The organism is Bacillus sp. GW823-FHT06A10 (assembly GCF_058795375.1).
This window is the reverse complement of the sequence record NZ_JBXAHT010000001.1, coordinates 1,549,081-1,571,656: the sequence shown is the minus strand read 5'-3', so window position 1 is coordinate 1,571,656 and position 22,576 is coordinate 1,549,081. Positions and strand designations below refer to the sequence as shown.

The following is a 22,576-nucleotide window of genomic DNA, read 5'->3' as shown; positions in this document are numbered from 1 at the left end:
AAATGTGAATTTTATTGTTCCATTGCGTACACGTATAAAGTATCTAGTAATGTATCTTTTTATCCATTCACTCTATGACCAAACGATAGTTGCCAAATGTATGGATAAAATTTGTTCTTTTTCAAACGATAAAAACAGAAGTTTTTTCATTATTTTTGATCGACTGGTATTTCCCGTTTTGATACCCAAGCATCAAAACCTGATCGGCTATTTGCCATTTCATTCATAACTTGGTGCCAATTGTCCTCACATGATTCACCAAATTTTGAAAAAATAGCACCCATTTGTTGTCTTTGTACATCACTCAGTTTTTTCTCTAAATCTGCACCTTTTTCTGTTAAAGACAACTGTTTTACACGTCGATCATGCATAGCCTCATTACTCTCAATTAAGCCCTTTTCCACAAGTTGACGTAACGGTCCGTGAAGAGCTTGTTTACTTATTTCTAATAGTGATAATAACTCATTTACACTTATCCCTGGAAAACGTGCGATAAAAAATAAAATTCGATGATGTACTCGTTGAATGCCATATTCTTTTATAATTTCATCTGGCTTTTCAGTAAATGTTTTATATGCAAAATAAAATAATGCTAATGCCTCATTCATCTGTTCTTCTTTATGTTGTGTCATCTACTTTCCCCCTGTATGTAAATTATACCACAATCTAGTAATGAATATTTTAATCAACGCATTAGAACTTGTTCAGTCTATTGAAACATTCATTGCATAATTAGGAGCTGATTCATTTGAAAAAACAATACACTGTAAGTACATATTTATTGGATAGACTACACGAATTAGGGATTGAACATATATTTGGGGTTCCTGGTGATTATAATCTTGCCTTTTTAGATGATGTGGTAGCACATGAAAAGTTAAAGTGGATTGGCAATTGTAATGAATTAAATGCTGCATATGCAGCAGATGGGTACGCTCGCATAAAAGGAATCGCTACTCTTATTACTACTTTCGGTGTTGGAGAATTAAGCGCTATTAACGGTATTGCTGGCTCATATGCGGAAAACGTGCCAGTTATAAAAATCACGGGTACGCCACCAACAAAAGTAATGGAAAATGGAGCAATCGTCCATCATACGTTAGGAGATGGAAAGTTCGATCACTTTTCCAATATGTATCGAGAAATCACTGTGGCACAAACAAATGTAACACCTGAGCATGCTGCTGAGGAAATTGACCGTGTTTTACGCGCATGTTGGAATGAAAAACGCCCGGTTCATATTAATTTGCCGATTGATGTGTATAATAAACCAATTAATAAACCTACAGAACCAATTTTATATAAACCGATTTTAAGTAATAAAGAAGCGTTGGATAAAATGCTTCTACATGCCACTTCAATAATAAATAACGCCAAAAAACCTGTAATTTTAGCTGATTTTGAAGTAGATCGATTTCACGCTAAAGAAAATTTACATCAATTCGTAGAAAAAACTGGGTTTCCCATCGCGACGTTAAGTATGGGAAAAGGAATATTCCCAGAAAAACACCCTCAATTTATAGGGATTTATACCGGTGATGTAAGTTCTCCGTACTTGAGAAAAAGAATTGATGAATCTGATTGTATTATTAGTATTGGTGTGAAGTTAACTGATACTATTACAGGCGGCTTCACACAAGGTTTTACAAAAGAACAAGTTATAGAAATTCATCCCTACACTGTGAAAATTATAGATAAAAAATACGGTCCAGTTGTAATGCAGGATGTTTTACAACATTTAAGTGATTCAATTGAGCATCGTAATAAAGATACCCTTGACGTTAAGCCATTTATTTTAGAATCATCACCTTTTACTGAAGAGTTCATTCCAAAAGCACAAATGGTCACACAAAAACGTTTTTGGCAGCAAATGTACCATTTCTTACAAGAAAACGACGTCTTAATTGTAGAGCAAGGAACACCTTTCTTTGGTAGTGCTGCTATCCCTCTACCTAATAACACTGCATATGTAGGACAACCGTTATGGGGATCTATCGGATATACACTGCCCGCTCTACTTGGTACACAGCTCGCCAATTTATCATGGCGCAACATTTTAATTATTGGTGATGGTTCTTTCCAAGTAACTGCCCAAGAGTTATCAACTATACTACGTCAAAATTTAAAACCGATTATATTTTTAATCAATAACAACGGATACACCGTTGAACGTGCCATTCACGGCCAAAACCAACCTTATAATGATATACAAATGTGGGATTACAATAAACTATCAATGGTATTTGGGTCAGAAGAAAAAAGTCTAACATTTAAAGTAGAAAATGAAGCAGAATTAGCAGAAGTCTTAACAAATATAACTTTTAATAAGAATCAACTTATCTTTATTGAAGTTATAATGAGCCAAAGCGATCAACCTGAATTGTTAGCTAAACTCGGGAAAAGATTTGGTCAGCAAAATTCTTAATATAAAAGCATAACCTAATTATACAATTGGTAGTGTAAAACTTGTTTTGAGAATAGTTTCGACACTCAAAATACATAAGGAAAAGGATGGAAAGCACCATCCTTTTCTATTTTAAGAGCATTCTTCGACTAACGCCCCGTATGACAAGCAAAAATTCTTAATCCATCTTTAACTTTATAGCTTTTGTCGCAATAAATGTTTTAATATGCTTATCTAATATCCTTGTCCCACCAAAATCATCCTCATAAAAACCTGTTATAGCAAAACCAGCTTCAATTTGGCCTTGGATTTGGTCTTCTAAAGTATGCGCATATTCTATTGTTTGATTTGAATCGATGTAATCTTGAACTTCATCCTCTGGTAAATAATCCAATGTTGATGAAGGAATTGAATGTTTAACATCAAGAATACCTTTTTGTTCTTGGTTATCATCAAAGATCCATAGTAACGGATTTGTAAATCCAGCAATAAGAATACCTTTATTCTTTAAAACCCTAGAAACTTCATTCCATACAAGATGAACATCTTTTACAAACAAATTAGAGACAGGATTTACAACAATATCAAAATAATCATCCTCAAAATCACCAAGGTCTGACATATCTCCTTGTACGGTTTTTAAAGACAAACCATCCCTTTTTGCTACCTTTTCATCTTGTTCCAATTGCTTCTTAGATATATCAGTTACTGTTACATCTGCTCCAGCAGCAGCTAGAACAGGTGCTTGTTGTCCACCACCTGATGCTAAGCAAAGTATCTTTAATCCATCTAATGACTTTGGAAACCACTCTCTAGGAACTGATTTTTCCGTAGTGACTGTAATCTCCCATTCACCTGATTTGCTTTTCTCAACAATCTCGCTACTTACAGGCTGCGTGTATCTAGAACCTTCTTCAACCTTCTTATCCCATGCATTGCTGTTTTGTTGTGTAGTATCCATCGCGATTAGTCCTCCTAACGATCTAGTTGCATTCAATGTGTAAGCTTAATGCTTTCCTTTTTCTATTAACCTGCCTGATAGTTCATACATAGTTGTCTATATTTATATTAACAGATAAATGCAAATAATTACCAAAGAATTCTAAAAAGACAAAGAATTACACATCTATTCCATTCATTTAAACTAATCGTAGAATTGGTAAGTTTTAAACAACTCACTTCCACATAAAAAAAGCATTCCAAATCTGTTAACAGTTGGAACGCTTTTTTATGTTATTTCATTTTTCAAGCTTTTAACTAAATCCTTTAAACAAATAAGCTATGATTTTTCTTTTTTATTCAGCAAGAGTTAACTGCCAAGATACACCATACTTATCATTTAACCAGCCAAACTTTTTACTAAACGGATAAGGACCTAAAGGCATAAGAATTGCTCCATCCTGCGCTAGTTTATGAAAGACCGTATCAATTTCTTCTTCTGTCTCACAAGTTACATAAAGAGACATAGCTGGAGTGAATGTAAAATTATGATTTACATAACTATCAATACACATAAACTCTTGGCCATTTAGCGTAAAAGTTGCATGAATTACAGTTCCCTCTTTACCAGGTCCATTTTCATCGTAGCGAGAAATACTTACAATTTCTGATTGATCAAATAGCGAAGTATAAAAATTCATCGCTTCCTCAGCTTTGCCCTCAAACATTAAAAACGTAGTAATTTTTTGATTTGCGTTACTCATATGGAGACAGCCCCTTGTTATGTATTTATGTAAAACATACGTCACTCAAAAACCGAACGTATATTCCTATTAATATATATTCTATAAAAACGATGAGTTTGTCAATTATCTACTTTATTATTTCTTCTTAAATAATGCTGTCCAAAGAAATGATTCTCCAAACATTTCATTCGGTTGTTTCATTTGTTTCATCCTTCTAATCTCAATTACCTCAAATTCTTTAAATATCTCTCTTAACTTTTCTTCCGAGTATGCAAGACCACCTTGTAGACTCCACCCTCTATATACATCCCAATCTGTTATTTCTGATCCATTTCGCTCATCTAAATCGCCTGCCGCAAAACATGTTAATCCGAAATAACCACCCGATTTTAATGAGTTTTTAATTAAATCCACATAATTTATTCTTCTATGCGGTGGAATGTGGTGCAAACAGCCCGAATCGTATACAAAATCAAATTCGTTTTGAACCTCTAAATTAAAAATTGAATTACAAATAAAATGAATTCCTATTCCTTTTTCTAATGCCCTCTCTTTAGCCCAATTAATGCCCTCTACAGATAAATCCACTGCTGTTACATCAAATCCTTGAGTCGCTAAATAAATGGCATTTCTACCTGGACCACATCCAAGTTCTAATACTTTCCCTTTTGAAACTCTCTCTTTTTTTATATACGAAACTAGATTCTCATCTGGAATATTTTCAAAAAACGGAACATCTTTTTCTTTATTCTCATAAAACTCATTCCAAAATGGTTCTGCAGGTCTTAATAATGAATCAAGCATTTTTAAAATATCTTCTTGTGTGTGTAACGTTTCAGTTTTCATTTTTATCCTCCATATTTTAATAGTCAGAAAATTATTATATATCTTTTTGAACTTTCAAACAAAGAAAAAACTCCTACTATTTGTATTGGCTTACTTATCCTATACTTTGAAAATGAATCTATTAATACAGCGATGAATTGGAGTTCTACCGACCCAATAATTTTTTTACTGATATTAACAGCTTGGACCTTTATTGGTGGCCTTATAGGAATGAATACGCCAACTACTGCGAAAACAACGATTAGAAGTATAATTACAATCACACTTACATTGTTCTTACTTTTGTACTTAATATTAATAGTGTGTTTTTAGTATCTTTAATCGCATCGTAATTATTAAATTCATTTTTTTGATTTAAATAGAATAAAACTCAATATTCCGTTAATACTGTATATGACATTAGATTTTCTCCTTGTTCCCCCTTGGAGAACCGAGCAGTTAGCGTTTGCTAGCTGCTCTTTTATTTTCTGCAATTGGTTACACTTACCTGATGTTTTTAGCGTAATATTAAGTTAAGATATATAAGAATAAAATATATTTGGCTGTTATACCATTACCCTAGGAAACTAGGGTTTTAATTTCCATAAAATTAAATTTTTGTTAAAAACAATATACTTACCAAATATTGTTTTTGTTTAAAATAACTGCTCTAAATAAATTAGATACATTTAGTATGTTTACCACAACATTCATGTTAAAATCCCTTGTGAGTACGACACAACTCGACCTTATGAAGCCTTGCAGCCATTATAGCGGGGCTCTTTTTTTAATTGAATTAACACTTTTGTATAATTTTCTAACTTTTCCCCCACTTTACATTATTAAATTCATATATATAATAATTAATATAGTTGTAGCATTTTATTATTAGGAGGTGTAATTATGTCATTTGCAGCATGGAGTGCAATTTTTATGACTTTGATTGGAGCAATGTCCGGAGCAATATTTGGTACAATCTCTTCTAAAAATAAGAGCAAAAGTAGGAACTAAAAAACCTAATATTAAAAGTTAATATCTATTTCAGTACCAGCTGATACGCCCTTGACATTTCAGCTGGCATTTTCTATTTAAATAAGAATTTTATTAAAAACTTATATGGATATATTCTCCAATACATAATTAATATATTAGAAGTGTTAGTAATGCTAAAAATAATAATGATTTTGTTATACATTTGTTTCGGAGTAAGTTCAGTTTTTAGATTAATAAAGGAATTTCAAAAGCCACAGAAAAAACAGTTCTTGATTTTAGTTGATTCTCTAATTTTGATAGGAGCAATATTTTTAATGGCTAGTTTCTTTATCTAAATTACATAAAAAAACTTCCAGTGAGTGAAACAGCTAGCAAAAGCTAACTGCTTTTTAATTACAATTACTAGTTTGTTTAAATTCACCTTAATTCATATCAAGTTTTCTTAACATTCTCTTTAATAACCTTATAATATAATTAAACTATTTGTATGAGAGGTGATTATTATGAACTGGAAACAAAAATACAATCCGAAATATCTCTTTTACCTAATGTATAGTTATATTTATACAGCCCTTGATAATATATCATGGTCCTTAAAATAACGCTTTTGTTCACTTTTTTGATACATTTACGAAACATTCATGTGTTATCTTCATTAAGTTCTTTTTCTTTTTATAATATCTTGTGAGATATACCAACAGAGTAAGCCCTAGCCCCCCTAATCCTAGGGCTTTTTTTATAAGAATTTTATACATTTTATTATTTCCAGTAAACTTTTCAAATTGTATATACATAATATAAAATTTTTATGTTGTTATATTTTTTGATGGCCTCTTATCTTTCCGTAAAAGGCCCTTTTTTCAAATAACACTTTTGTTTAATTTATATTTAAAAAGTTCCTTTTCATAAAGACTTCCCTTATATGCTATACTCATTCTTAAATAATTGTATAAGGAATGTTAAAAATGGATGATAGATTGTCAAGACAATGGAAATTGCGACAAAAGTTAAGAGCACTGAAAACAAAAAACAGAAATGATACAAACCCTTTGTTTAATGAATGCCTTGAATCCCTAGGAAACGAAACTTTCATTTTCTCCCAAGAAAAAAGCCAGCAGATTGCTACTATTTTAATGAATTTATTTCCTATAACTGTCTCGGGAAGAATAGATTGGGAACAGATAGATAATCAATTCATAGCTTCGAACAAAGAACAACTAATTTCCCTTATTAGAGCAAACCAACTAGATTTTGATGAACAGATTTTTATAATATGGGATAACTATGAAATCCCTGTAGTAAGTACAAATCTTGATAAAGTATTCCAATCACTAGTTGACGTTGATGCAGTCAGTTTTTATTACTGGCTATTAGATAAAGAATATAGATTCGTAATTGAAATAAATGATGAAGAATTGATTAGGGTTGGGTTTCGCTAATACTCTAAGCATATGAAGCTAGTTCCCTTCATTCGATAATATTTTCTTCGTCACCACCGCTATTATTATCATTATGAAACTAATAGCAAATATAGGTAAATAAATTTTCGCACTGAATCCTTCAAACATAAAACCATATACGACTTGCCCAATTGGTGCCATACATTGAGATACCGCTGTTATAATTGCCATTACTTTTCCTAGATTTTCATTTGGTGTTTTCTTTTGGACTACAGTAATCACATAGATGGATACAATTGTCATAGTCATTGCGATTAGAAGAGAAGAAAGTATAAAGAGGATAAATGGTGGATAGTATCCTAAATTAAGAGTAAACGGTGTAACTGATAGTGCCACTGGTATTACTAATAAAACTATGATAAGCATCCAATTATATAATGTTTTCATCTGTAACTTTTTAGCAAAGAAACCGATTGACAATGCACCTAATATAGTTGCAAAATCAATTAATCCCATTCCAATTCCATACATCGTATCGCTACTCTGCATAGTTACTCGTAATATAATAGGTCCTCCAACAACAAATAACGGTGTCAAAATTAAGTTTAGTAAAGCTGCAAGTAACATAGCCTTCAAAATAAAAGGTTGCTTTAAAACATAAAGAAAACCTTCTTTCATATCTTTTACAATTATCGGTACGATATGGCCTTCCTGTATTCTTTTTATAAATGGTATTGTAATAAACATTTCTAAAATTGCAGATAAAAAGAAAGCGAGACAACTTATTATTACGAGCATTTTCAAACCAATTATGCCGTATAATATTCCTCCTAGTACAGGTGCAACTATATTAGATAATGCTTGCACACCATTTACGATACCGTTTGCTTGTTCTAACTTTTTCTCTGGAACTAATTGAGGAATACTCGCCATTACAACTGGTGCGTACATTGCACTAACGACTGCTAGTAAAAACATCATTGTTCCAATCATTAAAATAGATACCGATTCAGTTAATAACAAAACTATAAAACTTAATACAATAGCAGCGTTTATAAAATCAAAAATGACCATTACATTACGGCGGTTGAAACGATCTGCTATTGCTCCGCCAAGAGGTGCTAGCAGAAACGGAATACTCGTTACCGCATATAACCCTGCGAATATATCTGCACGCCCTGTTATATCTAGCACATATAGTGAGAGAGCAAAACGTAATAGTGTTGAACCTAAAATAGTAATAATTTGACCACTTACCATTAAGTGAAAATCTTTCAAGGAAGATTGAATACTTGCTGGCATCCTCGTCACATCCTTCATTTAACCTAGACCGACTGTCGGTCGATAATACTCAAACAGAAAATCACTATTTCTGTTTAATTAAAACTTCCATCATATAATCAAAAGATCCCTCTTTCGCTCCGACAGATGCTTCCATCATTTTGATATAAGCTTTAGCTCTGTTTATCATTTCTTCAGGTTTCCACTGGAATAAACTATCATCAAATATGACTTGCGCTGAGGAAATTAACAGTTCAATCGTTTCTTGTGGGTATGAGGTACAAAATATGCCTTCTTCTATTCCTTGCTCTAAAACTTCCGTTAATACAGGAGATAAATGTATAATGGACTGCACTAAACTTTTCTGATGCATTTCTGCATTATTTGGTTGATGGAATTGTTCAATCATTTTTTCTTTTACATCTCCCGATTTTGGTGATTGTTCCATTAAAATTTTAAATAACTTATCTAAAACTGGAATATCGGGATTGGAGACAATCCTTTTCGCCTTAGTGACATCCTCTTTAATAATCCTCATAATGATTTCATCCATTACTTCCTCCTTCGACTTAAAATAATGATAAAACGTCCCCTTTGCTATACCAATTTCTTTTAAAATGTCATTCACGGTTGTTTTCGTATAGCCTTTCGTAAGAAACAAACGCTCAGCTATTTCTAAAATTTCCTTTCTACGCTCCTCATACTCTTTTACAATTCGCATTCAAGTTCTCCTTCTCACTAGACCGACTGTCGGTCTATTAAAATTATATGTTTAGTTTGCAAAAAGTTTCCTATTATCGTACATATACAACACCATACTTTCTATTTCCTTTATGGATTTTTTAAAATATTTTAATACGGTGAATGAAATTTCAAGAATTACTCTTTAACACCTCCCTTGTACTTGTATCGACTTCTTTGTATAAAAAAAGAGCCGCAACGCTTTGCGACTCTTTGACAATAATACCTATTTAACGGCCACGTCGTTGCTGACCTTGCTTTGTACTACCTTTTTTATTACTTGGCTTATTAAATGATCGGTTGTTTTCATTTCTCGAACTATTTCTTGAATCATTTCTTGAGCTATTTCTAGAATCACGTCTTGATTCACTTCTCGAACCTTCGCGGCTATCTCTTTGACGATTTTGACCTGATTTCTTCGGAGCTGGCTTTGGTACCGGTTTTCCATTTTCATCTACACGTTTTATCTTCGGTTGTTCGATTATTTCTCTTTGTATTGGTGCACCAAGCGTTTTTTCAATTTCTTCTAAATGTTTTTCATCTTTCGCTGCAACGAACGTAATTGCAAGACCTGATCCACCTGCACGTCCTGTTCGGCCAATGCGGTGAATATAACTTTCTACATCTTCAGGGATATCAAAGTTAAATACGTGCGTTACACCATCTACATCAAGTCCACGAGCTGCTACATCCGTTGCGATTAAGTACTGAATTTTAGCTTCGCGGAAACTCTTCATAACTCTTTCACGTTTCGCTTGAGGTATATCACCATGAAGTTCAGCACAATTATAACCTAGTCCTTTTAAATTATCATAAAGCTTACTTGCTCTAACCTTTGTACGACAGAAAATAACTGCTAAAAATGGCTGATCACGATCCATAACAAAACGAAGTGCATCTGGCTTTGCACGATCTGTCGTCTCAATGACACGCTGTTCAATTGTATCTACCGTTACTTCTTCACTTTGTACTTGAATCATTTGCGGCTCATCCATATAACGTTTCGCCAATTTTTTAATATCTTTTGGCATCGTTGCTGAGAATAACATCGTTTGTTTACTACCAGGTGTCTCATCTAAAATATCTTCAATATCATATAAGAAACCGAAATAAAGCATTTGATCCGCTTCATCTAGTACAATCGTTGAAAGATTACTTAAATCAATTGTTTCACGTCGTATATGATCTAATAATCTTCCTGGTGTTGCAACAACAATATGTGTATTACCTTTTAATTTTCTCAACTGTTGTGCTACATCTTGCCCACCATAAATCGCTAGTACATTAATATCTTCTCTTTGAACAAGCATTTTTTTAATTTCAGTTGTAATTTGCAGGGCTAGTTCCCTTGTTGGTGCAACAATTAAAGCCTGAACATCACTAGACTCTGGATCGATTTTTTCTAAAATCGGTAACACGAATGCTAACGTTTTACCCGTTCCTGTTTTCGCCTGCCCAATAATATCTTTACCTGACATAATAACAGGAATTGCCTTCTCTTGAATTGGTGTTGCTTCTGTAATTCCATTTTCACGTAATGTATGATTAAAAGTTTCACTAATTCCTAATTCTAAAAAGTTTTTCAAATAGACCACTTCTTTTCCTTATTTTTCACATTAGCTTTCATTGTACCATTTGTTTCGCCAAATATGAAAAATAAAAAAATTCTTATCTTCTTTTTTTATATTCATCCTGTACTAGATGAACAAATTCTTTTTGCTTTTTCTCAGATTTTATTAATGCTTCCATGTTAGTAGAAGACAAAATGAACTTCTTAATTTTTCTATTACTCCAAATTAAACTTGTATACTTCGGATCTTCATGTAGATTTCAAAACCACTCTAATTCACTTAATTTTGCGATATGGTGTTTCAATTTCATGTCATTTCGAGGATAAAATAAAATGATATCTGCTATTACATCAAATAACGAACCCATCTTCTCCCCCCTATACCCTTGCTCAAATTATATATATTCTTCTTTACATATATACTTCAATTTTACCGAAATATAATGTTACTGATTTGGTTGAACTCGCAAAATATATGAACTAAAAAACCGATCTTTTCGATTTAGGAAAGACCGGTTTTCATTAGTTTATACAGTAAGCTTTCCTCCATGATAGCAATAATACTGTGCTGCTTTAAGACTTTTAATCCTATTTAAAGACTGTTCCGCCCTTTCTATATCTAAACAAAAATTCGGATTAGCTATAACTAACTCTCGATTCTCTTGAACCGCTGCATCTCCTGTAATTACACAGTCTAAATTGGGAAAATATAATGAAATATGCCCCGAGGTATGTCCTGGCGTTGCCACTACTTGACATTCATTATTCAAAATCATTTGACCATCATGTACTTTTTCATCGACGGAAATATGTTTTATATTTTTTAACTGTTGTATAAACCATCTACCAAATTCTTTTTCTTCATTTGGCATACGTTCTAACATTTCTTCAGCTTGAACTAACCTCTCTGATTTTATATCACCATTAATATAGTTAGATTCAATTTCACTAGCAATAACATTAATATTTGGATATTTCACTTTGAAATCATATAAAGATCCTATATGATCGTCATCATAATGGGTAATAATTATATTCTTTAAGTTTTTCATCTCATATCCATGTTTTAATATTGCATTTTCAATTAAAGGTAAAAAACTTGGATATCCTGTATCGACTAACGTTAATTCATTATGTAATATAATTAAACTTGGATAAATACATTGTTTTTGCCCGTTAAATTCGAATTCAATTGGTAGTTCTATTATTTTCATTTTTCTTCCCCCATACCGCTTATAAAATGCATAATAATAACTAAATCACCCACATACATTTTACAATATATATACTATGTAACGGAACACTGTGAATCGTTGCATAATCCACATTATATTATTTTGAACAGGTATTCCCCTATTTTTATGGAAATATATAATTAAGAAAAACAATAAAATTGATTAACCTCTCTCTTCTTTGTCCATCCTTTTAAAAAATCTATGTTTTTGTAAAAGGAGTGTTTATATGGAGAAACAGACACTTTGGAAAAAGTTCAAAAAAAGCTCTGTAAACCTCGGTAAATCCAGCGTATATGAAAGTATTATCTTATTCTACACAATGAAAAAGAAAGAATTACCTACTAAAGCGAAATTCATAATATTAGCCGCTTTATCTTATTACGTATTAACAATCGATTTCATTCCAGATATAGCTGCTATTATTGGGATTGGCTTATTAGATGATGTTTTAGCAATCGCTGTAGCGCATAAATATGTGATGCGCCATGCAGATGCTGAAATTCGAGAGAAAAGCAAGGTAAAAATGGAGTCATTATTTACTTCAGCACAAGCATAATTAAACTATCTAGTCATTTACCATGAGAGTATTGCACAATATAAATTCCTAAAAAGTAAAAGAATTTCTCTTAGTCCTCAAACTGTAAACAAATAGGGTGTCAGCACTTGTTCCTAAGTTCTGACACCCTATTATTTGTTCTTATATTTGTTATGCAATTGATTCATGAAAGATTCCGGTAGAGAGATTCTTTCATAACGAAAGTCAATAACAGTGCAGATAGTTTATATAGTTGCATGTGTCCCCTTATACAAAACTGCTATTGCCGCGACTATAAGGATCATACCCATAAAAGCAGGTGCAGTATGACCAAGTGATACATAGATTTGTCCTCCAATAATAGGACCAATCATTCTTGCTAAAGCTTGAATAGATTGGCTTCCACCTTGAATCCTTCCTTGTTCACTAGAACTAACAGACTTTGAAAGCATCCCGTTGAATGAAGGCCCGAAAATTGAATCCCCAAAACCATACATCAGCATTCCAACGATAAGTAGTGGATAGAGTGAAAACAAAGCTGATGCCGCAATAAAACTGTATCCTATAATCTCCGAAACCATCCCAAGAATTGCTATTTGTTTATCACTAAGCTGGATCAAAAGCTTTGGCATGATAAAACTTTGTGAAAAGATGTCTTGAAAGCCCAAAATTGAAAACATAAGTCCGATTAATGCAGGTTTCCAACTGAAAGTATCCATTGTAAATTGCGTGAAAATTGCTTGTAAAGATCCGTTAGGTATCCAAAGTAAAAACGCTGAGACAAGTAACCATTTTAAACTTTTCATGGAAAGTATGTTTGCTAGCTGTGCAAAAGGATTTAACCTTACAAAAGTAATCTCTTTCAACCTATTATTTTTTTCAAGACTCTCAGGCATATATTTGATCCCATATACAACATTTATTAACGTTATGATTGCACCAAAATACATAGGTACAGTATCACCAAACTTGGCAAGTCCCCCCCCAATGGTTGGACCAATGATAGTTCCCGCACCTACAACTGCACTCACCCATCCAAAGTATTTCGTTCTCTGCTCTTTTGGAATGATGTCTGCAAAGTATGCGAAGATAGTACTTATGCTCCCGCCTGTTATTCCTTCTATTATGCGTCCAGCAAATAGTACCCATAAAGCTCCTCCTATTCCAAAAACTAAGTACCCAATTGCAGAACCAAATAAGCATATTAAAAGTAATGGACGACGGCCATACTTATCGCTTAAAGCCCCGAGTACTGGGGCAGCTAAAAACACGCAAGCCGCATATACGGAAGTTAGTAGTGTTACAACTAATGCTTGTTCTTCCGGATTACTTATATATGGCTGTACTAAGAATGGGACTACAGGCATGATGATACTGAAACCTATACCACAAAGAAATACAGAAATAAGTCCGAATAGTAAAGCATGTTTATCTATGCTTTTTTCAGTTTCCCTTTCATTTTGTGATCTAAATATAGACATTTAACTTCTCTCCTTAAAATACTTTGTTGCTTCGTCAACAAAATAATAACTCTGTTTTGTTGATTAGTCAACAAAAATGACATAATAAAAAAGCAGCCTATTCGCATTAGAGTAGGGCTGCCATTTCATTATTAAAATGTATTACGATTTAATATGTATACCTTGTTTCTTTATTTCTGCATCCAAATGTCTACTATACTTTTCCACGAAACGAATTATACTGTCGAATTCTTCTTTAGTTACTTGCTCAAATACAGCTTTATCCCGCTCATGAAACTCTTTGTGCAGATTTTCATGGATTTTATAAATTTCTTTCCCTTGTTCGGTAAGCCTAAAATAAATTTCTTTCTTATTTTCTGACTTTTGGTAGCTTTCAATAAAACCTTTTTGTATGAGCTTCTTAGTCATTCTACTTATAGCACCGCGAGTCACATAAAAAGCCTCTGCGAGTTGTGTCACGTTAGAATCTGCATTGTTTTCAATATATTCAATGCAGTGAACTTCAGAAGACTTAAAACCTTTAAGACCTTCTTCCATCTTATCTTTATTTAGCCAAACCAGCTTATTATATAATTCCCTGAAACCGTTCATGACCTGTTCTTCTTTATTCATGACCTGCCCTCCTCACCGCTCATTAGCACATTAAAACTATTATATTAAATTTCTGCTTATGTTTCGACAATATTGAAATAATTATTGTAACGTTCAAGATATGTGTAAAAATTGGCGCTTAAATAAAACAATTCATTAAACAGCAAAATTATTGATACTTACAGTAAACGGTAGACAAAAAGTAAGAGCTAAGATCATTTCTCTTAGCTCTTCTTTTATAAAACTATTTCACTTCATTAGCGACAAAAAAGTGCTCACATACACTTGATATGCGCTGTAAGTCCACGTTTCCACCGGATATAACAGCTACTACTTTTTTCCCTTTTATATAACTATCAACTGTTCCTGCAAGAAGTGCAGCAGTTGCTAATGCACCTGCACCTTCTACAACAGCTTTCCCACGTTGTAATAAATCTTTCATCGCTACTTCCAGTTCTTTTTCTGATACAGTTACAATATCATCTACTAATTCTTTTACAATTTCAAATGTTAATTCCCCTGGTATTTTAACTGCGCAACCATCTGCAATAGTAGGTGCCTCATAATGTTCTACGATTGCTCCTTTATCGTAAGATGCCTTCATTCCATGAACATTATCTGCTTGGACACCAATTATATTAATCGATGGATTAAAAGATTTTAATGCTACAGAAATACCAGAAATAATTCCGCCTCCACCTATTGGTACAATAACAGTATCTACATCCCACATATCATCAAGAATATCTAATCCAATTGTACCTTGACCAGCCATTACCTCTACATCATCATATGGATGTAAGTATGTCTCACCTGTTTCCCTTATAATTTCTTCACATTTTGCCTTTGCATCATCAAAGGTTTCACCATGTAAAATCACTTCAGATCCATATCCTCTAGTTGCTTCAACTTTCGCCTGCGGTGCAGAAATTGGCATAACAATTTTACTCTTAATACCGAGTAAATGAGCAGATAATGCAACTCCTTGTGCATGATTACCTGCTGAACATGCAATTACACCTTTTTCTTTTTCTTGATCCGTGAGCCGCGACATTTTATTAAATGCGCCACGGAATTTAAAAGAACCCGTTAATTGCATATTTTCTAATTTCAAATGAATTTCTCCGCCCGTTTTACTAGTCAAGTAAAAAGATTTTACTAATGGCGTTTTACGAGCATTTCTATCTAGAATCTTGTGAGCTTTTTTAATATCGTCTATATGTAATGGTAGTTTTCTAGTTATCATACTTACACCTCTTCCAATGTTCTATTCCTAAGTTTTCGTAAGTCGTAGCTCCTTTATACGAAAAGAAAAAGTCTTTATATATGTACCCCACTCTGAAATAAACACATTTGCAAACAATTTAACATCCTCTTCATATCACGTTCTTTATAATGATTCAGGCATACAATTTGGATCCAGTTATTCTTTTGTAAATACGCTGATTCATAATGGACAATATATCCTTGTAAAGCTAACGTATCACCTACCGTTTTAGAAGACTGACCTTCGCTTAATTGAATTGTAAATATAATTTTCGCGGCATGTTCTTTAGGTGAAACAAGCTTTAACCCCATATCAGTAATAACTTCTTCAACATAATCGTATGTCTCTTTAATTTTTACAAATGCCTTTTCATCTTCAAATCTCTTCAACGCTTCTTGCAATGCATAAATTAAATTCCATGATTGTGAGTATGGAATGCTTTCATTTTCTTCATACATACCAATGTCCATATAAGCCGGCACAGCCTCGTTTATTTTTACAATGTGGTTATGAAAAATGAAAGAAATTCCTGTATATGATTTAATCGCTTTACCGCTAACACCACTTGCAAAATACACATCCTTCAAGTCTATTGGTATTGCTCCAATTGAGCTTATGCAATCTACACATAGTTTCATTTGATTCTCGTTACAAAGAGTATTTAGCTCGTTTAAATCGTTTAACATTCCAGTAGATGTTTCATGATGAACAAACCAAAGCCATTCATAATTTCCGGTTGTCATTATTTCTTCTAATTCGTTATAAATAAACGGCTCTCCCATTTCCTTTTTATACGTATCAAAATGTAATTGTGCTCGTTTTGCATGCCCAACTAATCTATTTCCAAATTCTCCATTTGTTAATACTAGTCCTTTCCCTTTTAAAGAACGTAGTTGCAAAGCAATTGCATCATTTGCTAACGTCCCTGTTCCTAACATAAGCTGTACATGTTTTGCTTTTGTCATGTGAAGTAACCGTTTTTTCACATTGTCCATCGTCACTTGAAATGACTTAGAGCGATGCGAAATAGGCCGCGTAGAAAATGCCTTTCGAACATTCTCTTCAATATCTACTGGACCAGGTAAAAACGTGTATTCTTTCGTCATAATACTTCCAACACTCGATTCTTCAAACATAGCAGGGGTAACATACATTGGCTGGAAGGCTGCTTCTTCTGTACCAACTAACGTATGGAAAGATTTGAATCCCATTTGCTCATATAAAGCTAGTTCACGTGTTGTTGCAGAAATGAGTGCCAATTCATATCCATTTAGAAGCAAATAACGATGTAGAAAACGAATTAATCCTAATAACGCTCTTCCATTCCTATATTCACGTTCTACTGAAAGTAAACGAATTTCATACACTTTTTCTCCATGCTCTTGCAAATAAATATCTAAATTTGAAATTTTATAATCTAACGAGAATGGTCGTTTTCCCCGCACCGCGACCATACCTACTAATCTATCCTCATCTAAACAAATTAAATATGTATTTTCTTCATGAAACCGATCTATACGAAACCGGTCTTTCGTTTCTTCATGTTGCGGAATCTCTTCTACAAAAGTTTTATAATTCAATTTATGTATACTTTCAAATTCCCAATCTTGATCAGCAACTTTATAAATTAACCCCATGCCTTATCTCCTTTATCTATTTAATAAAAAATGATAAGTGGAGATTATCCCCACTTATTAAACATTCATTTTATTCTCGATTTACATATAGAATAAGTACAATAATCATTCCACTTAAAATAGTCGTAACAATAGAATAAGAATAAAAAATCATACAAATTGGTAAACAAGCAATCGTAATTAGTCCTGGCTTCGTAAATCCTTTAAATATTAAATAAAATACAATAAAAATGCCTATGAGGGTAAGCGCTATCAAATAATCAAATGCGATTAATCCTCCAATAAATGTTGAAATACCTTTACCGCCCTTACCTTTAAATAAAACTGGGTAAATATGTCCAATAATAACGGCCAATAATGTTAACATTACGAATGTAGGATCTTCAAAAAGATATTTTGCAACAGTAACAACGATTGCCCCTTTAATCGCATCACCTAAAAATGTAGCGATGAAATACCCTTTTCCATATACGCGCCCCATATTTCTTGCACCAGGATTTCCGCTTCCTTCACCCCTGATATCAACGTTATGTCTCAATTTTGTTACTATATAAGCGGTCAAGATGTTTCCAATTAAATAAGAAGCCATCAAATATAAAAACTGCATACTATTAATCATGTAATCATTCACTTTCTACATGGGATTACATATACAATATTCAATTACTACGTATATTGTACGTTTTAACATACATCCCTTTATACATTTTAACATCATATTTTTACAAATCATACAAAAATTCTCATACGCTATTTTTAAAAATATATATCCCTCATTAAATAATATGTTCCTTTCACTGCCATTTCTGCTTGTGATACAAATACAATTTCTTTAATACTTTCTTCACAGCATTTCTTAAATGCAGCAAATATTTCAGGAACTAAACGCAATATACTGCCACTTACTGCAATTGGAGTTGAGCGCTTAAATTGCATCTTGTTATAAACATCTACCGTAATTCTTGCTAATTCCTTTCCAGCTCGCATTATAATTTCATGCGCATAATCATTGCCATTTCTCGCTGCCTGAATAACTAATGGCGCGATTGCTGCAATTTTATCTTTAGAAGAAGTATATACTAAGCTTTTTATATGAGACGGTGTCAACAGTTGAAACTGACTTTGAATATTCAAACTCAATGGACAAAGACTGATTCCTTGATCGAATTGAATTGCCATTTTCTTTAAAGCTTGTAATGCAATCCAATATCCGCTCCCCTCATCACCTAAAATATGTCCCCATCCACCGCTATACTCATACACTTCTCCTTTCTTTCCGATACAAATTGCCCCTGTACCACCTATAGTTAATATTCCATCCTTACCTTTTAAAGCAGCTGCATGCGCAATCATTGCATCATTAAAAATTTCAATTTCTGTTCCGTATTTCTTTTTTAATCGTAATGTTAATTTATTTGTATTCGCGCCACTTATGCCGGCTAACCCTAAACAAACACAAACGCAATGCCCATTTATTAAACTCTTCTGGCATTGATCAATTGCTTCCATAATATGCAAAAGTGCCTCATCAAAATCTATTAATACATTTCCAAATCTGCTCATACCTCTTACAACTTCATTTCCATTTTGATCAAATGCAATTGCCTCTGTCTTCGTTCCCCCGCCATCTACTCCGATCATATACTTCATATGTTCGCCTCATTTTCATTTACATATTGGAGGGAATGTTACATTCCCTAAAACCACGGAATTCTTAGCACCTGTTGCGCTCGGCACATTACTCGGATTACGATAATACGTTTCGTTTGCTAAAACCGCAAAGGCGATCGCTTCTTTCGCCGCTGAGGAATAGCCTAAATTTTCTTGAATAAATATTTTGCATTTTTCTTCCTTTAATCCAAATCGTATCATTTCAACAAGTGTACGATTATAACTTCCGCCCCCGCCTAAAATTACTTCATCGATTTCATAATACGGAAAAATAAATTCCTGATAATGATGAACAATTGAACTTGCTGTAAACATCGTGACAGTTGCCAATATATTTTCTCTACTATGCTTTTCAAATCGATTCAATAATTCAGTCACAAACGCTTCTCCAAACTGTTCTCTACCTGTTGATTTCGGTGGATTTATTTTCAAAAATGGGTGGTTCATACAATATGTCAAAATTTCTTCTACAACTACCCCCTGTTTTGCAATCTTACCATTTTGATCATATGACAACTGAAATAACCTTTGGCATACTTCATCCATTACCATATTACCTGGACCTGTATCAAATGCTATAACGCTCTTCTCACTTAGTTGACTTGGTATTACAGTCACATTACCAATCCCGCCGATATTTTGTAGTAGTCTATTTTTAGTTTGGTGACGATATAAAATAATCTCTGAATATGGTACAAGTGGTGCACCTTGTCCTCCAGCTGCCATGTCCATCGTTCGAAAATTAGAAATAACTGTCGTATTCGTTTCATACGCTATTACTGCTGGTTCCCCAATTTGCAAAGTTGAAGAAAGAATATTACCTTCTTGCTTTGGCTGATGATAAATCGTTTGTCCGTGAGAGCCTATTAAATCTAATTGTCTCAAAGGAAAATTGGCCTCTTTACAAACTTCCTTTACAGCATTGGCGAAGCATAAACCAAGTTTAAAATTTAAACTACATATAAGTTGGACATTCGAAGTTTCAATTGATAACGCTTGTTGGATCTCATTTTTCATATCATTACAAAATGGAACAGTAGTAAAATGGATGAGTTCGATTTTAGAATCTACACCACTTCCTTCTATATGAACGAGCGCTACATCTATTCCATCTAATGAAGTACCAGACATTACCCCTGCAATATACATAACGTGCATGACCTCCTATTTACTAAAAAACAATCATGTAAGTAACGAACGTACAACCAATCGAAAACAATATAAATCTAAAAAACAACTGAGCTTTCGATGCAAACGATCCATCAATGAAAGAAACAACTACCGTAAGCAAAACGCTTGCCGCAATACTTGTAACGAGCCACATACTATGCATTTGTGATAGATTTAGCATGCCTAATAAAGGGACAAAAAGTAAATTTGCACAAATCACTCCAAATAGTAATAAAAACACACCTTTATAACTAAATTTTATATTCATTCTATTTCCCCCTTTCTAGTTTTAATGTGAAAGAAGTGATAGACAAAAAGTCTATCACTCAAAATAACAGCATGTAGATTAAGGATTAACCGACTCTCCGTCACCATTCTTTTCGATTTCAAGCATATTTTTGTCGTATATTTTAAAGAATGGTAAATAAATAAGGAACGATATTGTTATATTTATAAAAACTAATACAATCGCACGCCAATCTCCACCTGTTGCTAAATATGCACCAATTGGAGCAGGTAATGTCCATGGCGGCATAATATGCGTTGGTGTTACAAATCCCATTGCGGTTGCAGCATACGCTATAGTAGCTGTTACTAACGGGGTAATGACGAAAGGAATAATTAAAATTGGATTTAATACAATCGGCAAACCGAATATAACCGGTTCATTTATATTAAAAATCCCAGGGACAATACATGTTCTCGATAATGCTTTTGAATATTTTGATCGACCAAATATAATCATAGCTAACACAAGCCCTAACGTTGCACCCGAACCACCAATCCAAATAAACCATTGATAAAACGGTTCTGGTGCAATAAACGGAAAATGACTCGCTCCACTTGCTACAGCTTCACCGTTCTTTCCTAAATACACATCCCAAAGTGGCCTTGCCACAGTACCTACAACTGATACTCCGTGTATCCCGAAAGACCAGAAAAACGTAATTAAAAATACAGGTATAATAACGCCAAAGTAACTATCACCAGCTTTTACTAACGGTGCGGCTAGTTTATCTACAACGTAATGTAAATCAACTTTAAAAACGACTGTAATAAGACTCATCATAATAATAACGAATGCTGCAGGTATAAGTGCTTCAAATGAACGTGATACTGACGGTGGTACTTGTTCTGGCATTTTTATCGTTACGTTATTCTTCTTACAAAACCTTAAAATCTCAACTGATAAAATAGAGACGATCATCGTCACAAATAATCCATGACCTCCAAGATTTGTCATCGGAAGCATGAATCCTTTTTTATCAATTAACTCAGGCGTTAATGTTAAAAGTAGTGAACATACCGCAAGCTGTGCTCCTGATAAAGCATCTAATTTATAACTTTTCGCTAAATTATATCCTATTCCAAATGCTATATATAAGGACATAATAAACATAGTTAAACGATATGGTATCAATATACTTGTTTGATTCTTTAATGCCCAAACCGATATGAAACTATCTTTCGGCAGTGGTGGAAATGCTACTATTAAAAAAAAGCTTCCTACTATAATAAATGGTAACGCCGAAATAACTCCATCACGGATTGCTTGTAGATGCCTCTGCTCAGAAAGCCTTGCCATCGGGCCAGATAAGTTTTTATCAAGAAACGTGACAAACTTATTCATAACGCTTCCTCCTAACTAATTAATTCATTTACAGTTTTTAATAAAGTCGGGCCTCCAAGTGGCGTGTATGCTTGCGGTGGAATGATGCCACACGGAATAGATTCCTCCTCTGCAAATTTTTTTACAGAGTCAAATCGGTGTCTTATTTGAGGTGCCACCATTACGACATCCCAGCCATTCTTTACTTCTTCCTCTACCTCATTCGTTCCAATTGCATGCACTTCCATGTTCACACCATTTTTCTCCGCTTCTTTTTTTAAAGCGTTTACAACAATTGCACTGGACATTCCTCCAGAACAGACGAACAAAACCTTCATTTATTAATCCTCCTATACTTATAATTTATTACCCTTCAAATGAAAGGAAGTTTCACTTTACTAACAAGCATATGAAGTAGTAAATGAATTTAGTTATAATGAAAGTAAATTTCATTAAAAATATTTTTCCTATTAAATTAATG

At 33.4% G+C, this 22,576-nt stretch carries 21 protein-coding genes and 1 pseudogene; 3 read left to right on the top strand and 19 right to left on the bottom strand.

Annotated features, from left to right (window positions below):
- Window positions 1-149: 149 nt before the first annotated feature.
- Window positions 150-632, bottom strand: coding sequence for a MarR family winged helix-turn-helix transcriptional regulator (locus tag AC1Q8M_RS08110; RefSeq protein WP_016081625.1), 483 nt, complete (start codon window positions 630-632; stop codon window positions 150-152).
- A 107-nt stretch (window positions 633-739) separates the two neighbouring features.
- Between AC1Q8M_RS08110 and AC1Q8M_RS08105 the strand changes: the two genes are divergently transcribed.
- Window positions 740-2,425, top strand: a complete 1,686-nt coding sequence (locus AC1Q8M_RS08105; RefSeq protein WP_080126382.1) for an alpha-keto acid decarboxylase family protein — start codon at window positions 740-742, stop codon at window positions 2,423-2,425.
- Window positions 2,426-2,582: 157 nt separating this feature from the next.
- Here the strand turns inward: AC1Q8M_RS08105 and AC1Q8M_RS08100 are convergent, their stop codons facing one another.
- From AC1Q8M_RS08100 to AC1Q8M_RS08090, 3 genes are all read right to left on the bottom strand, one after another.
- Complete coding sequence (locus AC1Q8M_RS08100) at window positions 2,583-3,365, bottom strand: class I SAM-dependent methyltransferase (RefSeq protein ID WP_016512842.1); 783 nt, start codon at window positions 3,363-3,365, stop codon at window positions 2,583-2,585.
- Between the two features lie 334 nt (window positions 3,366-3,699).
- Window positions 3,700-4,107 carry a VOC family protein gene (locus tag AC1Q8M_RS08095; RefSeq protein ID WP_098361383.1) on the bottom strand — a complete coding sequence of 136 codons (408 nt, stop codon included), beginning with the start codon at window positions 4,105-4,107 and terminating at the stop codon, window positions 3,700-3,702.
- A gap of 117 nt (window positions 4,108-4,224) precedes the next feature.
- Window positions 4,225-4,935, bottom strand: a complete 711-nt coding sequence (locus AC1Q8M_RS08090; protein ID WP_048558850.1) for a class I SAM-dependent methyltransferase — start codon at window positions 4,933-4,935, stop codon at window positions 4,225-4,227.
- Window positions 4,936-6,872: 1,937 nt separating this feature from the next.
- On the opposite strand from AC1Q8M_RS08090, the gene AC1Q8M_RS08085 reads away from it, so the two are divergent.
- Window positions 6,873-7,346, top strand: coding sequence for a CDI toxin immunity protein (locus AC1Q8M_RS08085; protein WP_141533086.1), 474 nt, complete (start codon window positions 6,873-6,875; stop codon window positions 7,344-7,346).
- An 18-nt stretch (window positions 7,347-7,364) separates the two neighbouring features.
- Here the strand turns inward: AC1Q8M_RS08085 and AC1Q8M_RS08080 are convergent, their stop codons facing one another.
- The 5 genes and pseudogenes from AC1Q8M_RS08080 to AC1Q8M_RS08060 form a co-directional block, all read right to left on the bottom strand.
- Window positions 7,365-8,609 (bottom strand): MFS transporter, encoded by a 1,245-nt coding sequence (locus AC1Q8M_RS08080; RefSeq protein ID WP_141533087.1) that lies wholly within the window; start codon window positions 8,607-8,609, stop codon window positions 7,365-7,367.
- 64 nt (window positions 8,610-8,673) lie between these two features.
- Entirely contained in the window at window positions 8,674-9,309 is a 636-nt protein-coding gene (locus AC1Q8M_RS08075) for a TetR/AcrR family transcriptional regulator (protein ID WP_001223562.1), read from the bottom strand.
- Window positions 9,310-9,559: 250 nt separating this feature from the next.
- The gene (locus tag AC1Q8M_RS08070; protein ID WP_002152922.1) at window positions 9,560-10,924 is read right to left on the bottom strand and encodes a DEAD/DEAH box helicase; all 1,365 of its coding nucleotides are present in this window, start codon (window positions 10,922-10,924) and stop codon (window positions 9,560-9,562) included.
- A gap of 73 nt (window positions 10,925-10,997) precedes the next feature.
- Window positions 10,998-11,267, bottom strand: a pseudogene (locus AC1Q8M_RS08065) (hypothetical protein).
- Window positions 11,268-11,426: 159 nt separating this feature from the next.
- Window positions 11,427-12,113: an MBL fold metallo-hydrolase gene (locus AC1Q8M_RS08060; protein ID WP_098361386.1), complete on the bottom strand. Its 687-nt coding sequence runs from the start codon at window positions 12,111-12,113 to the stop codon at window positions 11,427-11,429.
- A 247-nt stretch (window positions 12,114-12,360) separates the two neighbouring features.
- On the opposite strand from AC1Q8M_RS08060, the gene AC1Q8M_RS08055 reads away from it, so the two are divergent.
- Window positions 12,361-12,690: a YkvA family protein gene (locus AC1Q8M_RS08055; RefSeq protein ID WP_000415089.1), complete on the top strand. Its 330-nt coding sequence runs from the start codon at window positions 12,361-12,363 to the stop codon at window positions 12,688-12,690.
- Window positions 12,691-12,914: 224 nt separating this feature from the next.
- On the opposite strand, the gene AC1Q8M_RS08050 is transcribed toward AC1Q8M_RS08055, so the two are convergent.
- From AC1Q8M_RS08050 to AC1Q8M_RS08005, 10 genes are all read right to left on the bottom strand, one after another.
- Entirely contained in the window at window positions 12,915-14,150 is a 1,236-nt protein-coding gene (locus AC1Q8M_RS08050) for an MFS transporter (RefSeq protein ID WP_098361387.1), read from the bottom strand.
- Window positions 14,151-14,291: 141 nt separating this feature from the next.
- Window positions 14,292-14,762, bottom strand: a complete 471-nt coding sequence (locus AC1Q8M_RS08045; protein WP_001030895.1) for a MarR family transcriptional regulator — start codon at window positions 14,760-14,762, stop codon at window positions 14,292-14,294.
- Window positions 14,763-14,985: 223 nt separating this feature from the next.
- A complete protein-coding gene (gene tdcB / locus AC1Q8M_RS08040) occupies window positions 14,986-15,987 on the bottom strand; it encodes a bifunctional threonine ammonia-lyase/L-serine ammonia-lyase TdcB (RefSeq protein WP_000632954.1) in 1,002 nt (333 codons plus the stop codon).
- A 74-nt stretch (window positions 15,988-16,061) separates the two neighbouring features.
- The gene (locus tag AC1Q8M_RS08035) at window positions 16,062-17,645 is read right to left on the bottom strand and encodes an aminotransferase class V-fold PLP-dependent enzyme (RefSeq protein WP_098256917.1); all 1,584 of its coding nucleotides are present in this window, start codon (window positions 17,643-17,645) and stop codon (window positions 16,062-16,064) included.
- Window positions 17,646-17,715: 70 nt separating this feature from the next.
- The gene (plsY, locus tag AC1Q8M_RS08030) at window positions 17,716-18,264 is read right to left on the bottom strand and encodes a glycerol-3-phosphate 1-O-acyltransferase PlsY (protein WP_000610838.1); all 549 of its coding nucleotides are present in this window, start codon (window positions 18,262-18,264) and stop codon (window positions 17,716-17,718) included.
- Window positions 18,265-18,401: 137 nt separating this feature from the next.
- Window positions 18,402-19,295 (bottom strand): BadF/BadG/BcrA/BcrD ATPase family protein, encoded by an 894-nt coding sequence (locus AC1Q8M_RS08025; RefSeq protein WP_098361389.1) that lies wholly within the window; start codon window positions 19,293-19,295, stop codon window positions 18,402-18,404.
- A gap of 15 nt (window positions 19,296-19,310) precedes the next feature.
- The gene (gene anmK, locus AC1Q8M_RS08020) at window positions 19,311-20,465 is read right to left on the bottom strand and encodes an anhydro-N-acetylmuramic acid kinase AnmK (RefSeq protein ID WP_044307164.1); all 1,155 of its coding nucleotides are present in this window, start codon (window positions 20,463-20,465) and stop codon (window positions 19,311-19,313) included.
- A gap of 22 nt (window positions 20,466-20,487) precedes the next feature.
- Window positions 20,488-20,754, bottom strand: coding sequence for a hypothetical protein (locus tag AC1Q8M_RS08015; RefSeq protein ID WP_090976563.1), 267 nt, complete (start codon window positions 20,752-20,754; stop codon window positions 20,488-20,490).
- A 78-nt stretch (window positions 20,755-20,832) separates the two neighbouring features.
- Window positions 20,833-22,116 (bottom strand): PTS sugar transporter subunit IIC, encoded by a 1,284-nt coding sequence (locus AC1Q8M_RS08010; RefSeq protein WP_098400663.1) that lies wholly within the window; start codon window positions 22,114-22,116, stop codon window positions 20,833-20,835.
- An 11-nt stretch (window positions 22,117-22,127) separates the two neighbouring features.
- Window positions 22,128-22,433 carry a PTS sugar transporter subunit IIB gene (locus tag AC1Q8M_RS08005; RefSeq protein WP_000865907.1) on the bottom strand — a complete coding sequence of 102 codons (306 nt, stop codon included), beginning with the start codon at window positions 22,431-22,433 and terminating at the stop codon, window positions 22,128-22,130.
- Window positions 22,434-22,576: the final 143 nt, after the last annotated feature.

Excerpts from the sequence above, each read along its gene's own strand:
- AC1Q8M_RS08110 (WP_016081625.1), bottom strand. The coding sequence starts at position 632 with ATGACACAACATAAAGAAGAACAGATGAATGAGGCATTAGCATTATTT.
- AC1Q8M_RS08100 (WP_016512842.1), bottom strand. The coding sequence starts at position 3,365 with ATGGATACTACACAACAAAACAGCAATGCATGGGATAAGAAGGTTGAA.
- AC1Q8M_RS08095 (WP_098361383.1), bottom strand. The coding sequence starts at position 4,107 with ATGAGTAACGCAAATCAAAAAATTACTACGTTTTTAATGTTTGAGGGC.
- AC1Q8M_RS08090 (WP_048558850.1), bottom strand. The coding sequence starts at position 4,935 with ATGAAAACTGAAACGTTACACACACAAGAAGATATTTTAAAAATGCTT.
- AC1Q8M_RS08085 (WP_141533086.1), top strand. The coding sequence starts at position 6,873 with ATGGATGATAGATTGTCAAGACAATGGAAATTGCGACAAAAGTTAAGA.
- AC1Q8M_RS08080 (WP_141533087.1), bottom strand. The coding sequence starts at position 8,609 with ATGCCAGCAAGTATTCAATCTTCCTTGAAAGATTTTCACTTAATGGTA.
- AC1Q8M_RS08075 (WP_001223562.1), bottom strand. The coding sequence starts at position 9,309 with ATGCGAATTGTAAAAGAGTATGAGGAGCGTAGAAAGGAAATTTTAGAA.
- AC1Q8M_RS08060 (WP_098361386.1), bottom strand. The coding sequence starts at position 12,113 with ATGAAAATAATAGAACTACCAATTGAATTCGAATTTAACGGGCAAAAA.
- AC1Q8M_RS08055 (WP_000415089.1), top strand. The coding sequence starts at position 12,361 with ATGGAGAAACAGACACTTTGGAAAAAGTTCAAAAAAAGCTCTGTAAAC.
- AC1Q8M_RS08050 (WP_098361387.1), bottom strand. The coding sequence starts at position 14,150 with ATGTCTATATTTAGATCACAAAATGAAAGGGAAACTGAAAAAAGCATA.
- AC1Q8M_RS08045 (WP_001030895.1), bottom strand. The coding sequence starts at position 14,762 with ATGAATAAAGAAGAACAGGTCATGAACGGTTTCAGGGAATTATATAAT.
- tdcB (WP_000632954.1), bottom strand. The coding sequence starts at position 15,987 with ATGATAACTAGAAAACTACCATTACATATAGACGATATTAAAAAAGCT.
- AC1Q8M_RS08035 (WP_098256917.1), bottom strand. The coding sequence starts at position 17,645 with ATGGGGTTAATTTATAAAGTTGCTGATCAAGATTGGGAATTTGAAAGT.
- plsY (WP_000610838.1), bottom strand. The coding sequence starts at position 18,264 with ATGATTAATAGTATGCAGTTTTTATATTTGATGGCTTCTTATTTAATT.
- AC1Q8M_RS08025 (WP_098361389.1), bottom strand. The coding sequence starts at position 19,295 with ATGAAGTATATGATCGGAGTAGATGGCGGGGGAACGAAGACAGAGGCA.
- anmK (WP_044307164.1), bottom strand. The coding sequence starts at position 20,465 with ATGTATATTGCAGGGGTAATGTCTGGTACTTCATTAGATGGAATAGAT.
- AC1Q8M_RS08015 (WP_090976563.1), bottom strand. The coding sequence starts at position 20,754 with ATGAATATAAAATTTAGTTATAAAGGTGTGTTTTTATTACTATTTGGA.
- AC1Q8M_RS08010 (WP_098400663.1), bottom strand. The coding sequence starts at position 22,116 with ATGAATAAGTTTGTCACGTTTCTTGATAAAAACTTATCTGGCCCGATG.
- AC1Q8M_RS08005 (WP_000865907.1), bottom strand. The coding sequence starts at position 22,433 with ATGAAGGTTTTGTTCGTCTGTTCTGGAGGAATGTCCAGTGCAATTGTT.